Source organism: uncultured Ralstonia sp., assembly GCA_913056305.1.
Classification (GTDB): Bacteria; Pseudomonadota; Gammaproteobacteria; order Burkholderiales; family Burkholderiaceae; genus Ralstonia.
In genome coordinates this window covers 38,109-52,246 of sequence record CAJXMR010000013.1, presented here as the reverse complement: position 1 = coordinate 52,246, position 14,138 = coordinate 38,109, and the positions used below count along the sequence as shown (strand labels likewise).

Annotated in this window: 11 protein-coding genes; all 11 read right to left on the bottom strand. The window is 66.1% G+C overall.

Features of this window, described 5'->3' with window-relative positions:
- On the bottom strand, nucleotides 1-1,033 hold a 1,033-nt coding region (locus tag QZ609_RS04215), incomplete at its 3' end, for an acetyl-CoA C-acyltransferase (protein ID WP_295491490.1).
- A 32-nt stretch (nucleotides 1,034-1,065) separates the two neighbouring features.
- A complete protein-coding gene (locus tag QZ609_RS04210; RefSeq protein ID WP_295491487.1) occupies nucleotides 1,066-3,558 on the bottom strand; it encodes a 3-hydroxyacyl-CoA dehydrogenase/enoyl-CoA hydratase family protein in 2,493 nt (830 codons plus the stop codon).
- A gap of 81 nt (nucleotides 3,559-3,639) precedes the next feature.
- Entirely contained in the window at nucleotides 3,640-5,427 is a 1,788-nt protein-coding gene (locus tag QZ609_RS04205) for an acyl-CoA dehydrogenase C-terminal domain-containing protein (RefSeq protein WP_295491484.1), read from the bottom strand.
- Nucleotides 5,428-5,478: 51 nt separating this feature from the next.
- Nucleotides 5,479-6,069 carry a TetR/AcrR family transcriptional regulator gene (locus QZ609_RS04200; protein ID WP_295491481.1) on the bottom strand — a complete coding sequence of 197 codons (591 nt, stop codon included), beginning with the start codon at nucleotides 6,067-6,069 and terminating at the stop codon, nucleotides 5,479-5,481.
- Between the two features lie 404 nt (nucleotides 6,070-6,473).
- Nucleotides 6,474-8,138: an acyl CoA:acetate/3-ketoacid CoA transferase gene (locus tag QZ609_RS04195; protein WP_295491478.1), complete on the bottom strand. Its 1,665-nt coding sequence runs from the start codon at nucleotides 8,136-8,138 to the stop codon at nucleotides 6,474-6,476.
- 55 nt (nucleotides 8,139-8,193) lie between these two features.
- Nucleotides 8,194-9,474, bottom strand: a complete 1,281-nt coding sequence (gene clsB / locus QZ609_RS04190; RefSeq protein WP_295491476.1) for a cardiolipin synthase ClsB — start codon at nucleotides 9,472-9,474, stop codon at nucleotides 8,194-8,196.
- Nucleotides 9,471-10,217, bottom strand: a complete 747-nt coding sequence (locus QZ609_RS04185; RefSeq protein WP_295491473.1) for an endonuclease/exonuclease/phosphatase family protein — start codon at nucleotides 10,215-10,217, stop codon at nucleotides 9,471-9,473. The genes clsB and QZ609_RS04185 overlap by 4 nt, the downstream gene beginning before the upstream one ends.
- Before the next feature lies 1 nt (nucleotide 10,218).
- Nucleotides 10,219-10,704 carry a dihydroneopterin triphosphate diphosphatase gene (gene nudB, locus QZ609_RS04180; protein ID WP_295491470.1) on the bottom strand — a complete coding sequence of 162 codons (486 nt, stop codon included), beginning with the start codon at nucleotides 10,702-10,704 and terminating at the stop codon, nucleotides 10,219-10,221.
- 214 nt (nucleotides 10,705-10,918) lie between these two features.
- Nucleotides 10,919-12,742 (bottom strand): aspartate--tRNA ligase, encoded by a 1,824-nt coding sequence (aspS, locus tag QZ609_RS04175; RefSeq protein ID WP_295491467.1) that lies wholly within the window; start codon nucleotides 12,740-12,742, stop codon nucleotides 10,919-10,921.
- 100 nt (nucleotides 12,743-12,842) lie between these two features.
- The gene (locus tag QZ609_RS04170; protein ID WP_295491464.1) at nucleotides 12,843-13,580 is read right to left on the bottom strand and encodes a DUF502 domain-containing protein; all 738 of its coding nucleotides are present in this window, start codon (nucleotides 13,578-13,580) and stop codon (nucleotides 12,843-12,845) included.
- Between the two features lie 31 nt (nucleotides 13,581-13,611).
- The gene (locus QZ609_RS04165; RefSeq protein WP_295491462.1) at nucleotides 13,612-13,953 is read right to left on the bottom strand and encodes an FmdB family zinc ribbon protein; all 342 of its coding nucleotides are present in this window, start codon (nucleotides 13,951-13,953) and stop codon (nucleotides 13,612-13,614) included.
- Nucleotides 13,954-14,138 lie beyond the last annotated feature (185 nt).

Sequence of the window (14,138 nt, the reverse complement as noted above, 5' to 3'; positions counted from 1 at the left end):
TGATCTTGCTGGTGTCCAGGCCCAGGTCCTGGATCACGGCCAGCGACTGCGCGGCAAACGCTTCGTTCAGCTCGATCCAGTCGATCTGATCCTGCGTCAGGCCGCCAGCCTTGAGCGCGGCCGGAATCGCTTCCTTCGGGCCGATGCCCATGATCTCCGGCGGCACGCCGCGCACCGCGAACGACACGAAGCGCGCCAGCGGCGTCAGGTTGAACTGCTTGAGGATCTTCTCCGACACCAGGATCAGCGCACCCGAGCCGTCCGACGTCTGCGAGCTGTTGCCCGCCGTCACGCTGCCCTTGTTGGCGAACACGGCGCGCAGCTTGCCTAGGCCTTCGACCGTCGTATCGGCACGCGGACCTTCGTCCAGCGACATCGTGCGCGTCTTCAGGTCGATCGCACCCGTGCCCAGGTTCGGGAACTTCTCGATGAGCTCGATCGGGGTGATCTCGTCCTTGAACTCACCGGCCTGCTGCGCGGCCAGCGCCTTCTGGTGCGAGAGCAGCGAGAAGGCGTCCTGCGCCTCGCGCGAGATCTTCCACTGCTGGGCGACCTTCTCGGCGGTCAGGCCCATGCCGTAGGCGATGCCGATGTTCTCGTCACGCGTGAAGATGTCCGGCGACATCGACGGCGAGTTGCCCATCATCGGCACCATGCTCATCGATTCGACACCGGCCGCGATCATCACGTCGGATTCACCCACGCGGATGCGGTCGGCCGCCATGGCCACGGCGGTCAGGCCCGAGGCGCAGAAGCGGTTGACGGTCACGCCGCCCACGGAGTTGGGCAGGCCAGCCAGCAGCGCGCCGATACGCGCCACGTTCAGGCCCTGCTGCGCTTCGGGAATCGCGCAGCCGACGATGGCGTCTTCGATCAGCGCCGGGTCCAGGTTCGGCACCTGGGCCACGGCGCTCTTGAGGATGGTCGCCAGCAGGTCGTCCGGACGCAGGTTCTTGAGCGTGCCCTTGGGCGCCTTGCCGATCGGGGAACGGGTCGCGGCGACGATGTAGGCGTCTTGCAGTTGCTTGGTCATGATGAAACTCCTGTTCTCTGTCGTCGCGCGGGTTAGTTACGGACCGGCTTGCCGGTCTGCAGCATGCCCATGATGCGTTCCTGCGTCTTGGCCGAGCCGAGCAGGTCCACAAAGGCCTTGCGCTCCAGCGCCAGCAGCCAGTCTTCGTCCACCAGCGAGCCGGCTTCCACGTCGCCGCCGCACACGGCCTCGGCGATGCGCGCGGCGATCGTGAAGTCGTGCTGCGAGATGAAGCCGCCGTCACGCATGTTCACCAGCGAGGCCTTGATGGTCGCGATGCCCGAACGGCCCGCCACCGGAATACCCACCGGACGCAGCGGCGCACGGTAGCCCGAGTCGGACAACGCACGCACTTCGTTGCGCGCCACGTGCAGCAGCTCGTGCACGTTGAAGACGATGGTGTCGGTCGGCTGCAGGTAGCCCATCTTCTGCGCGTCCAGCGCCGAAGACGACACCTTGGCCATGGCCGCCGCCTGGAAGCGGTTGGTCAGGAACTGCAGGATGTTGGTACTGCCCGCAGCCTGCGCGGCCGTGGCGGCTGCCAGCGCAGCTTCCTTCAGGCCACCGCCGGCCGGCACCAGGCCCACGCCCACTTCCACCAGGCCCATGTAGGTTTCCAGCGCAGCCACACGCTTGGCCGAGTGCAGCATCAGCTCGCAGCCGCCACCCAGCGCAATGCCCGATGCTGCCGACACGACCGGCACGCCGGCGTACTTCACGCGCATCATGCCGTCCTGGAACTTCTTGACGAACGGCTCGATGCCCTTGGCGCCGCCCATCATGAAAGCCGGCATGGCTTCTTCCAGGTTCGCACCGGCCGAGAACGGACCGCCCGGCGCGCCCAGCTTGAGCGACGTCGGCTGCCACACCACCAGACCCTTGTAGCCAGCTTCGGCCAGGTCAACGGCACGCGTGAGACCGTCGATAACGCTCGGGCCGATCGTGTTCATCTTGCTCTTGAACGAGATGATCAGCACGTCGTCCTGACCCGCAGCCTCGTCCACCCAGATGCGCACGGCATCGGTCTCTTCGATGGTCTTGCCGTAGGTGAGCGGGTCGACCGTGGCCGCACCCTTGATCGGCGCGCGGAACACCTGGCGGCCGTACACCGGCAGTGTGCTGCGCGACAGGAACGTGCCCTGCGATGCCGACCACGAACCCTGCGCCGAGTGCACACCACCGTTGTCCGCCACCGGGCCCGAGAACACCCACTGCGGCAGCGCGGCGTTCGACAGCGCGCGGCCGGCTTCGATGTCTTCCTTCACCCACTCGGCCACCTGCTTCCAGCCGGCCTGCTGCCAGTCTTCAAACGGGCCGCTGTTCCAGCCGAAGCCCCAGCGGATCGCCAGGTCGATTTCGGCGGCCGAATCCGCAATCTGCTCAAGGTATACCGCAATGTAGTGGAACACGTCGCGGAACACTGCCCACAGGAACTGCGCCTGCGGGCTGGTCGATTCACGCAGCAGCTTCAGGCGCTCGGCGGGCTCCTTCTTCAGGATGCGCGCGACTATCTCGTCGGCCTTCTTGCCGCTCGGGCCGTACTGGCCGCTCTGCGGGTCCAGCACCTTGATGTCCTTGCCTTCCTTCTTGTAGAAGCCGGCGCCAGTCTTCTGGCCCAGGGCACCCGCCTCCACCAGCTTGGCCAGCGCGGGCGGCGTGGCGTAGACCGGGGCGAACGGGTCGTCCTTCAGGTTGTCCTGCATCGTCTTGATGACGTGCGCCATGGTGTCCAGGCCCACCACGTCCGCCGTGCGGAAGGTGGCCGACTTGGCGCGACCCAGCTTCGAACCGGTCAGGTCATCCACCACGTCGAACGGGATGCCGAACTTGGCCGACTCGGCAAACACCGCCAGGATCGAGAAGATGCCGACGCGGTTGGCGATGAAGTTGGGCGTGTCCTTCGCGCGCACCACGCCCTTGCCGAGCGCGGAGGTGAGGAAGGTTTCCAGCTTGTCGAGGATGTCGCCGCGCGTATGGGCGGTCGGGATCAGCTCGACCAGGTGCATATAGCGCGGCGGGTTGAAGAAGTGCACGCCGCAGAAGCGCGACTTCAGCTCGGCCGAATTGTCCCCACCGAAGCCATCCGACAGTTCGGTGATCGACAGGCCCGAGGTGTTCGACGCGAAGATCGCGTGCGGGGCGATGTGCGGCGCGACCTTCTTGTACAGGTCGTGCTTCCAGTCCATGCGCTCGGCAATCGCTTCGATGACGAGATCGCAATCGCGCAGCTTCTCGATGTCGTCTTCGTAGTTGGCAGCCTGGATCAGGTTGGCATCGTCCTTGATGCCCAGGGGCGCCGGCGACAGCTTCTTCAGGTTGTCGATGGCCTTGAGCACGATGCCGTTCTTCGGGCCTTCCTTGGCCGGAAGATCGAACAGCGTGACGGGAACCTTGGCGTTGACCAAGTGCGCGGCAATCTGCGCGCCCATCACGCCGGCGCCCAGCACGGCGACGCGCCGGACGAGGAAGTTGGAGCGCTGGCCGGCCTGCGGCTGCGCGCTGGTGGAGAGTTCAGTGCGGGTCATGGTGTCCTCACGGGAGGAGAGGAAAGAGACGAGCGGGGCGACGTCTGTGCGCGTCGCCCCGAGGGGGGTGCGGCTGCTTGCTTAGAACAGCTCGGCTTCGAGTGACATCAGCGTCGCGCCGCCTGCACGTGCCAGGCGGATCTGCGAAGCCGTCTCAGGCAGCAGCTTGGCGAAGTAGAAGCGCGCCGTCGCCAGCTTGGCCTTGTAGAAGGTGTCGCCGCTGGCTTGCTTCTCCAGGGCGATCTTGGCCATGCGAGCCCAGAAGTACGAGAACACCAGGTGGCCGACCACGCGCAGGTACGGCACGGCGGCGGCACCGACTTCGTCCGGGTTGGCCATGGCCTTCATGCCGATTTCCATGGTCAGCTTCTGGACCTTGTCACCGATGTCGGCCAGCGGGTTGACGAACTCCTGCATGGCTTCGTTGGTGCCTTCGGCTTCGACAAAGTCCTGCACCAGCTTGCCGAACTTCTTCATCTTGGCGCCCATGTCGCCCAGGATCTTGCGGCCCAGCAGGTCCAGCGACTGCACGGTGTTCGTGCCTTCGTAGATCATGTTGATGCGGGCGTCGCGCACGTACTGCTCCATGCCCCACTCGGCGATGTAGCCGTGGCCGCCGAACACCTGCATGCCTTCGTTGGTAGCGGTGAACGCGTTGTCGCTCAGGAAGGCCTTGGCGATCGGGGTCAGCAGCGCGACCAGGTCGCCGGCTTCCTTGCGCACGGCTTCGTCCGGGTGCGACAGTTCGCGGTCGATCTGCAGCGCGATCCAGTAGCTGAACGCGCGGCCGCCTTCGGCGAAGGCGCGCTGGGTCAGCAGCATGCGGCGCACGTCCGGGTGCACGATGATCGGGTCAGCCGGCTTTTCCGGTGCCTTCGGGCCCGACAGGCTGCGCATCTGCAGGCGGTCCTTGGCGTAGGCCGCCGAGTTCTGGTAGGCCACTTCGGTCAGGCCCAGGCTCTGCATGCCGACGCCCAGGCGGGCGGCGTTCATCATCACGAACATGGCGTTCAGGCCCTTGTTCGGCTCGCCGACCATCCAGCCCTTCGCGCCATCGAGGTTGATCACGCAGGTGGCATTACCGTGGATGCCCATCTTGTGCTCGATGGAGCCGCACTTCACGGTATTGCGCTCGCCCGGGTTGCCGTTGGCATCGGGGATGAACTTGGGCACCACGAACAGCGAGATGCCCTTGGTGCCGCCCGGCGCGTCCGGCAGGCGGGCCAGCACCAGGTGGATGATGTTCTCCGACAGGTCGTGCTCGCCTGCCGAGATGAAGATCTTCGTGCCGGTGATGGCGTACGAGCCATCGGCCAGCGGCTCGGCCTTGGAGCGCAGGATACCGAGGTCGGTGCCGCAGTGCGGCTCGGTCAGGCACATCGTGCCGGTCCACACGCCCGAGACCAGCTTGGGCAGGTAGCGCTGTTTGAGTTCGTCGGTGCCGTGGGCGTGCAGGGCTTCATACGCGCCGTGCGACAGGCCCGGGTACATCGTCCACGCCTGGTTGGCCGAGTTCAGCATCTCGTACACGGCGTTGTTGATCAGGATGGGCAGGCCCTGGCCACCGTATTCCGGATCGCAGCCCAAGGCAGGCCAGCCACCCTCGACATACTGTGCGTACGCTTCCTTGAAGCCCTTGGGTGCCGTCACCACGCCGTCGCCGTGGTACGTGCAGCCTTCGCGATCGCCGGACTGGTTGATCGGGAAGATGACTTCCGAGCAGAACTTGCCGGCTTCCTCGATCACCTGGTTGATGGTGTCGGCATCGATCTCCGCGTGCAGCGGCATCTCCTTCAGGTGGCCCTCGACGCCGAGAAGCTCGTGAAGGACGAAGTGCATGTCGCGCAACGGTGCGGTGTATTGACCCATCTTGGGCTCCTTAGGTGTTGCTGCGCGACTTGCTAGGTATGCAATGCCGCGTCAGGTTCGGTAAGACTGAATGAGTTTGTTAAGCGCCACCATGGCCAGCTCGGCGCTGTTCGGCAACCGCAGGAAACGCGCGTCGTGATGCAGGCCCAATTCCAGGCTGTACATCTCGAACAGCATCAACTGCGGGTCCGCTTCCGCACGCAGGTGGCCTTCTTCCTTCGCCTGCTCGATCGCGCGGGCCAACGCCGACCGCCAGATCGTCACGCTCTTGACGAGTTCGTCGCGCACCGGGCTTTCGGCGCGGTCGTCGTACTCCACCGCGCCGCTGATGTAGATGCAGCCCGTGGTCACTTCCTGGATGCGACGCTCCATCCAGCGTCGCACCAGGCTCCACAGGCGCGGCAGCCCGCGCGGTTCCGTCAAGCTCGGGTAGAAGACTTCCTGCTCGAACCGTTTGTGATACTCGCGAACGACTTCCACCTGCAGATCCTCGCGCGAGCCGAAGTGCGCGAACACCCCGCTCTTGCTCATCTGCATGCGCTCCGCGAGCACACCGATCGTCAATCCTTCCAGTCCGTCGCGCGAAGCCAGTTCCAGCGCGGCATCGAGAATCGCCGCACGCGTCAGCTCGCCCTTGCGCATCGGCGTGGCTGCTGCGTGATTCGATTCAAGACGAGCGGTCGGGTGACGCATGATGATTTCTCTCCGTTCTTTTCTGGGGCATGACACACTCAAAAATCAGCGCTTTGCAAGGCGCCTTTTGCATGTCGGGCAGGACTGTAAACCAGCCTGCGCAAACACTCTAGCCCAAAATCGAACGGTCGTTCAATTATTTACAGGGCCCTGTTTAGCGGCAAGTGTTTTATTAGAAAGCCGCATCTAAATGCAGACGCCGCAATGGTGGCTCTCGCGTCGCAACACGATTGCCACAAACCGTTGCTAGCAAAGGTTTTGCGGGATGTGCGCCGCACCCATAAAACGCGTGCGGCGCAGCATGGTCGACCGGTTTTCTAGTGCTACCCGTCAGTAAATAAAACGGGCCGGAATCAGGCCGGCACGGTGCCGGCGCACATGGGGCCGCGGCGGAAGATGCGTGCGTCCATCTCCCGCAGATCCGCTGCCACGGCAACCTCTGCGGCACACTGGTCCAGCACGTCGCGCTGCAGATCGATGCCGGGGGCGATCTCGGTCAAGGTCAGGCGGCGCCCGCCGTGACCGTCGTCGCACATCTCGAAGACGGCGCGCTCGGTCACGTAGCGCACGGGGATACCCGAGCGCGCCGCATAGTCGCCGTTGAACGTGAGGTGCGAGACGGCCGGCACGATCTTCTTCAGGCGGCCCTCGCGCACGATCCTCAGGCGACCATCTTCCGCCTCCACCTGCAGGCCGCCGGCGGTGAGCGTACCCATGAACACCACCGACCGCGCGCTCTGCGTGATGTTGATGAAGCCGCCCACGCCCGCGACGATGGTGTCATTGCCCTCGCCGAACAGGCTCACGTTGACATTGCCCGCCCCGTCCAGCTCAGCCAGGCCGAGGATGGCGAGGTCGATGCCACCGCCTTCATAGAAGTCGAACTGCGCGGGCTGGTCGACCACCGCCTCTGGATAAGCCGAGGCGCCAAAGCTCAGCCCATCCGCCGGCGTGCCGCCGATGGGGCCGGCCTCCACCGTGAGCGTGAAGCCGCGCGCGCCCTCCTGCTCGGCCAGCGCGCCCACGGCGGCCGGCATGCCTACGCCGAGGTTCACCACGCGCGGCTGCTGCGCCATCAACTCCAGCACGGCGCGACGCTGCACCAGCGTGCGGGCGTCGAGCGCGCCGTGCAGGCTCGCTTCCAGCGCCTCGCCCGCTTCGAGCGCATCTTCCTTCAACTGGATCGCCTCGCCCTGCCAGGGCCGGATGTAGGTCGGGTTGAACGCCTCGCCGAAGGTCATCTGGTGCTCGGCCTCGTCGTCGGCGACAACCACGTAGTCGACCAGGATGCCCGGCACGTGGATGGCCTGCAGGTTGTCGTGCCGATCCACCAGTCGTCGCACCTGGGCGATGACGAGGCCGCCCGAGTTGCGCGCGGCCTGCGCCATCGCCAGCAGTTCGTGATGGAACGCCTCTTCGTGCGTGCTGATGTTGCCGCGCGGGTCAGCGGCCGTACCACGCAGGAAGACGCAGTGCAGCGGGAAGCTGGGATAGAACAGGTAGTCCTCGCCGCGAAAGCGTTCGTACTCGACCCAGGAGGCCGTGCCCGCCGCGCGTGCGGCCTTGGCGCGCGCGTTGATGGCGGCGCCGTGATAGCGCGCGTCCAGCTCGGTACGCGGGTCGACGAAGGTGTGCAGGCCGATCTTGGTCAGCACGCCCGGCTTGCCGCCGGCAATGGCGCGGTACAGATGCGTGAGCACGCCCTGCGGCAGGTTGAACGCATCGCACTGCTCAGCCAGCGCCAGGTCCGCCAGCCGCGTGGCTGAGCGCCAATGCCCGCCGACCACGCAGCGCGTCATGCCAGGATTGCCGAAATGGTTGACGCCGCGCGTGGCGCGATCGCCCTGCCCCGCGGAGTACACCAGCGTCAGATCGCGCGGCTCGCCGGTGGCCAGGAAGCGTCGCTCCAGCGCGTGCGTGACCGCCTCGGCATGGCCCGCGCCGACAAAGCCGGCGCACGCCACCGTCCAGCCGGGTTGCACCAGCCGCGCCGCTTCGTCTGCTGTGATGACCTGCATGTTGTCTCCGCTGTCGTTGTTGTGTTTGTTGTTGTGTTTGTTGCTGCGTCTGCGGCTAGTACTGCGCGGCGCCTCCGCTGATGACCACACCCAGCCGCACCAGCCGATACGCGCACCAATCGGCCAGGCGCGACCACCACGGGCGCGCGGCATGCGCGTCGGCCAGGACAGGCCGTGCGTGGCGCGCGATGGCGTCTTCCAGTGCCACGCGCAGGTGCCCGGCCACGGTCGCATCCCAGGCGACGACGTTGGCCTCGCGTGCGAGCAGCAGGCTGAACGGATCGATGTTGCTCGAGCCGATCGTTGCCCAGCGCCCATCCGCCACTGCCACCTTGGCGTGCAGGAAGCTGGCGGTGTACTCGTGGATCTCCACGCCATCGCGCAGCAGCATGTGATACAGCGAGCGTGTCGCGTAATGCTGCAGGCGGTATTCGACCTGCCCCTGCAGCAGCATCCGCACGCGCACGCCGCGCTGGCGGCAGGCGGCCAGCGCGCGCATGAAGCGCCCGCCCGGCAGGAAGTACGCGTTGGCGATGATCACCTCCTGCCGCGCCGTGCCCAGTGCGCGCAGGTATTCACGCTCGATGGCGCGCCGGTTGCGCACGTTGTCGCGCAGCACCAGCGACGCCAGCACATTGCCCGACGCGTGATCCGGCTCGGCACCGGACGCGCCGCCGAATGCACCACGAGCGCGCGGCTTGGGCGCATCCGTCATCACCGGAAACTCGGCGGCGACACCCGTCACGCCGACCTCGCGCACGCCTTCGCGCAGGCCCATCTGCCACCACAGGCGGTCCGTCGTGAGCGCGATCTGGCTCACCAGCGGCCCGCGCACACGGACGGCAAAGTCATAGCGCGCATCGAGCTGGCTGTCTTGCAGCGGCGCATGGTTCAGGTCGTCGATGATGTTGATGCCGCCGACGAACGCGACATCGTCGTCGATGAGGGTGATCTTGCGATGCAGACGGCGCAGGTAGCGGCGCTGCAGGAGAAAGCCCAGCACGGGCTGGTACACGCGCCAGGTCACACCGGCCGCATCGAGCATCGCGGCGATGCTGCCCGGCAGCGTGCCGGTGCCAAAACCGTCGACCGTGACGCGGACCTCGACACCCCGTCCGGCCGCGCGCACCAGTGCTTCGGTCACGCGATGCGCGGTGGCATCGTCGGTGTAGATGTAGGTTTCCAGCGCCACGCGATGCTGCGCACCATCGATGGCGTCGATCAGGGCGGGAAAGAACGCGGCGCCGCCCTGCAGCAGATCGACGCGGTTGCCCGGCAGGGGCTTGCCCCGCCGCCACTCGGAGCGCAGCGGACCCGCATCGCGCACGACCCTCATGGGCGCGCCAGTTCCGCCAGCAGGGGCACGTGGTCGGAGCGCTGCGCCCATTCGCGGCCGGTCAGCGCGTGCGCACGCTCGATGTCGAAGCCGCGCACGTAGATGCGGTCCAGCCGCAGCCACGGCAGGTGGCTCGGGAAGGTGCGCAGCGGGCGCGCGTCGGCCGCCTTGTCGGCCACCTCGGTGGCGCCAAGCCCCTGGCAGATCATGCGGTCGAGCCGGTTGTTCCAGTCGTTGAAGTCCCCCGCCACCACCAGCGGCGCGTGCTTGGGCACGACCGAGCGCACGCGTTCGATCAGCGCCTCGGCCTGCCGCTGCCGGCTGCGCGCGAACAGGCCAAAGTGCGCGCACAGCAGATGCACCTCGCCAAAGCCGAGATCGGTCACGGCATGCAGCAGCCCGCGCTGCTCGAAGCGGTGATCGGAGATATCGAGGTTCTCCGACAGCAGGATCGGGAACCGCGACAGGATCGCGTTGCCATGGTGCCCGTGGTCGTACACCGCGTTGCGGCCGTAGACCGTGTGCGGATAGACATCGGTGGCGAGGTAGCGCAGCTGCGTGTAATGCGGGTCGAACAGCTCGGCGGCGACGAGGCGGTCGTTGCGGTCCTGCACTTCCTGCAGGAAGACGATGTCGGCGTCCATGGTGTGTAGACCCTGCCGCACATCGTGCACGCGCACGCGCCGCGCGATGCCTGTGACGCCTTTGTGGATGTTGTAGGTGGCGACGCGCAGACGCAGCATGTCAGGCCCGATCCCTTGCGATCGCTGCCTGCCGCGCGGTATAGGCGGCCAGGCGCTCGGGCAGTTGCAGGATGGCCTCGCCATTGCTGCGCGAGAAGCAGCGCGCGGCAGCTTCCTGGTATGGCAGCCATTCGGCCTGCAGATGCTCGCGCGGCGCCAGCCGCACCGGCACCTTGCCGCTCACCAGCAGGCCGAACCAATGCTCGGTGTTGCGCGTGACGCCCGGCGCGTAGCGGTGGCGCCAGCGCGGGTAGATCTCGTATTCGATCTGGTGGCCCCAATCGATCAGGTGATGCCGGACCGCGTCGATGCCGGTTTCCTCTTGCACCTCGCGGCGGGCGGTCTCGGCCAAGGGCTCATCGAGCGCATCACAACTACCGGTCACGGATTGCCAGAAGCCCGGGTGGTCCGCCCGTTCCATCACCAGCACTTGCAGATCGGGCGTGTGGATGACGACGAGGACGGAGACGGGAATCTTGTGCGGCATGACGGATGGAAGACAACGAACGGCGCCAATGCGCCGCAGTCCTGTAGCTTACCGCAGCCGCGTACGGCCGGCGTTCTTCTCTTGAGCGCCCGCCGGTGCAAATCGTTCCCGGAAATCCGTCACGGTTCGTCCAGCGGCGGACCGGCGACCGCAAAGAAAAACCGCGCCGCCCTCATCGGGCAGGCGCGGCTTTGCGCACACAAGAAACGATCGATCAGGCCGTCGTGGTGGTCGGCGCAGCCACCTTCGCCTCGGCGGCGCGCAGGCGGATGTGCAGTTCGCGCAACTGCTTCTCGTCGACCGGGCTCGGGGCCTGCGTGAGCAGATCCTGTGCACGCTGCGTCTTCGGGAAGGCGATCACGTCGCGGATCGAATCAGCGCCGGCCATCATCGTCACGACGCGGTCCAGGCCGAAGGCGATGCCACCGTGCGGGGGCGCGCCGTACTGCAGTGCGTCCAGCAGGAAGCCGAACTTGGCACGCGCTTCTTCCGCGCCGATGTTCAGGGCGCGGAACACCTTGCTCTGCACGTCTTCCTGGAAGATCCGGACCGAGCCGCCGCCGATTTCCCAGCCGTTGAGCACCATGTCGTAGGCCTTGGCGATGCACTTGCCCGGATCGGTCTCGAGGTAATCCAGGTGCTCGTCCTTCGGGCTCGTGAACGGGTGGTGCATGGCCACCCAGCGCGCATCTTCCTCGTCGTACTCGAACATCGGGAAGTCGACCACCCACAGCGGCCTCCAGGCGTCTTCGAACAGGCCGGTGCTCTTGCCGAACTCGGAGTGGCCGACCTTCAGGCGCAGCGCGCCCATGGCGTCGTTGACCACCTTGGCACGGTCCGCACCGAAGAACAGGATGTCGCCATCCTGCGCGGCGCTGCGCTTGAGGATCTCGGCGATGGCCGCGTCGTGCAGGTTCTTCACGATCGGCGATTGCAGGCCGTCGCGGCCCTTGGCCACTTCGTTGACCTTGATCCAGGCCAAGCCCTTGGCGCCGTAGATCTCGACGAACTTGCCGTAGGCGTCGATATCACCGCGCGACAGGGCAGCACCGCCGGGCACACGCAGCGCGACCACGCGGCCACCTTCAGCGTTGGCTGCAGCCGAGAACACCTTGAAGTCGACGTCCTTCATCGCGTCGGTCAGCTCGGTGAATTCCAGCTTGACGCGCAGGTCCGGCTTGTCCGAACCGAAGCGGGCCATCGCCTCGCGGAACTCCATCACCGGGAACTTCGCATCCAGCTCGACCGACATGGCGTTCTTGAACACCGTGCGGATCATCTCTTCGAACAGGTCACGGATTTCCTGCTCGCCCAGGAACGACGTTTCGCAGTCGATCTGGGTGAATTCGGGCTGGCGATCCGCGCGCAGGTCTTCGTCACGGAAGCACTTGGTGATCTGGTAGTAGCGGTCGAAGCCCGACACCATCAGCATCTGCTTGAACAGCTGCGGCGACTGCGGCAGCGCGAAGAACTGGCCGGCGTTCACGCGCGACGGCACCAGGTAGTCGCGCGCGCCTTCGGGCGTGCTCTTGGTCAGCATCGGCGTTTCGATGTCGATGAAGCCCTTGTCATCCAGGTACTTGCGCACTTCCATCGCCACCTTGTAGCGCAGGCGCAGGTTGTATTGCATCTGCGGGCGGCGCAGGTCCAGCACGCGGTGCGTCAGGCGCGTGGTTTCCGACAGGTTGTCGTCATCGAGCTGGAACGGCGGCGTGACGGAGGCGTTGAGCACCGTCAGCTCCTGGCACAGCACCTCGACCTTGCCGCTGGTCAGGTTGGCGTTGGTGGTGCCTTCCGGGCGGGCGCGCACAACGCCCTTCACTTGCAGGCAGAACTCGTTGCGCACGCCTTCGGCCACCTTGAACATCTCCGGGCGGTCCGGATCGCACACGATCTGCACCAGGCCTTCACGATCGCGCAGGTCGATGAAGATCACGCCGCCGTGGTCACGACGGCGATGCGCCCAACCCGACAGGGTGACGCTCTGGCCGAGCAGTTGTTCGGTGACCTGACCGCAGTATTGAGTACGCATTTGCATGTTGTGGTTTTCCGCGAAGCGCGCCGCCAACAGGGCGTCGCGCGAGAAAGTTGATCGGGGGGCCGGAGGGATGCGTTCGCGCTACCGGCCGATTGTGTTCCTAAGGGGCTGAGACGGCGCCGCCTTCTTCGGGCAGCGCTTGCGGATTCGAGGGGCCGCGCGGCGTAGTGGCCGGCGACCGGTCCTCCGTCTCGGGCGACGCGTCGGGCGACTCCGTGCGGCGCGGCAGCGTTTCCGGCGCCACCACCCCCATCGACACGATGTACTTGAGCGCCGCATCCACCGTCATGTCCAGCTCGATGGTGTCAGCCTTGGGCATCATCAGGAAGAAGCCCGAGGTCGGGTTGGGCGTGGTCGGCACATAGACGCTGACGTACTCGCCCTGCAGGTGATTCTCGACGTCACCGCCGGGGCGGCCGGTCAGGAAGGCGATCGTCCACGAGCCCTCGCGCGGGTACTGCACCAGCAGCGCCTTGCGGAACGCATTGCCGTTGGACGACAGCAGCGTGTCCGACACCTGCTTCACGCTCGAATAGATCGGGCCCACCACGGGAATGCGGCCCAGCAGCGCTTCCCACCACGTCACCAGCTTCTGGCCGATGAAGTTGTGCGCCAGCACGCCCACGATCAGGATGAACAGCAGCGTCAGGATCGCGCCCAGGCCCGGGATCTTCACGCCGAGTAGGCGATCCGGCTGCCAGGCCGAGGGCAGCAGCGCCAGGCTCTGGTCCATCGTGCCGATGATGAGCGACAGCACCCACAGCGTGATCGCAAGCGGGACGAGCACCAGAAGACCGGTCAGGAACCACGTCTTGAGTGCGCTGGTTTTCTGTTTCATGGGGCGATGGGCCGAGGAATGAGGAAGGCGATCAGTGGCAAGCGCACGAGCCGCCGCAGCCGCCCGACGCTGCCGGAGCGGCGCTGGCCGTGGACGACGTGCTGTCGGACGCAGCGGATGCGGCCGGCGCGGCAGCCGGTGCGGCGGCATCGGTCTTGGCTGCCGTGCTGGCAGCCGACGCGCCACCCGAGCCACCACGGAAATCCGTCACGTACCAGCCCGAGCCCTTGAGCTGGAAGCCGGCAGCGGTGAGCTGCTTTTTGAAGGCCGGCGCGCCGCATGCCGGGCAATCCGTCAGCGGTGCGTCGCTCATCTTCTGCAGCACATCCTTGGCGTGGCCGCAGGCGTCGCATCGATAAGCATAGATCGGCATGGTGTCCTCACCCTGGAACAAACGAAATTCGAGAAAGCGTTTCTGGAGTGCCCGCGCAGGCCGCAAACACGGCGCGGGAAACGCGCACAGGCTCGCGAAAGATCGGGGCAGCTACGCGCAATGCAAGTGCCGGCGCGCAAAGCCTTGAATTATAAACCCTTTCAATGGGATTCCTGACCGCGGAT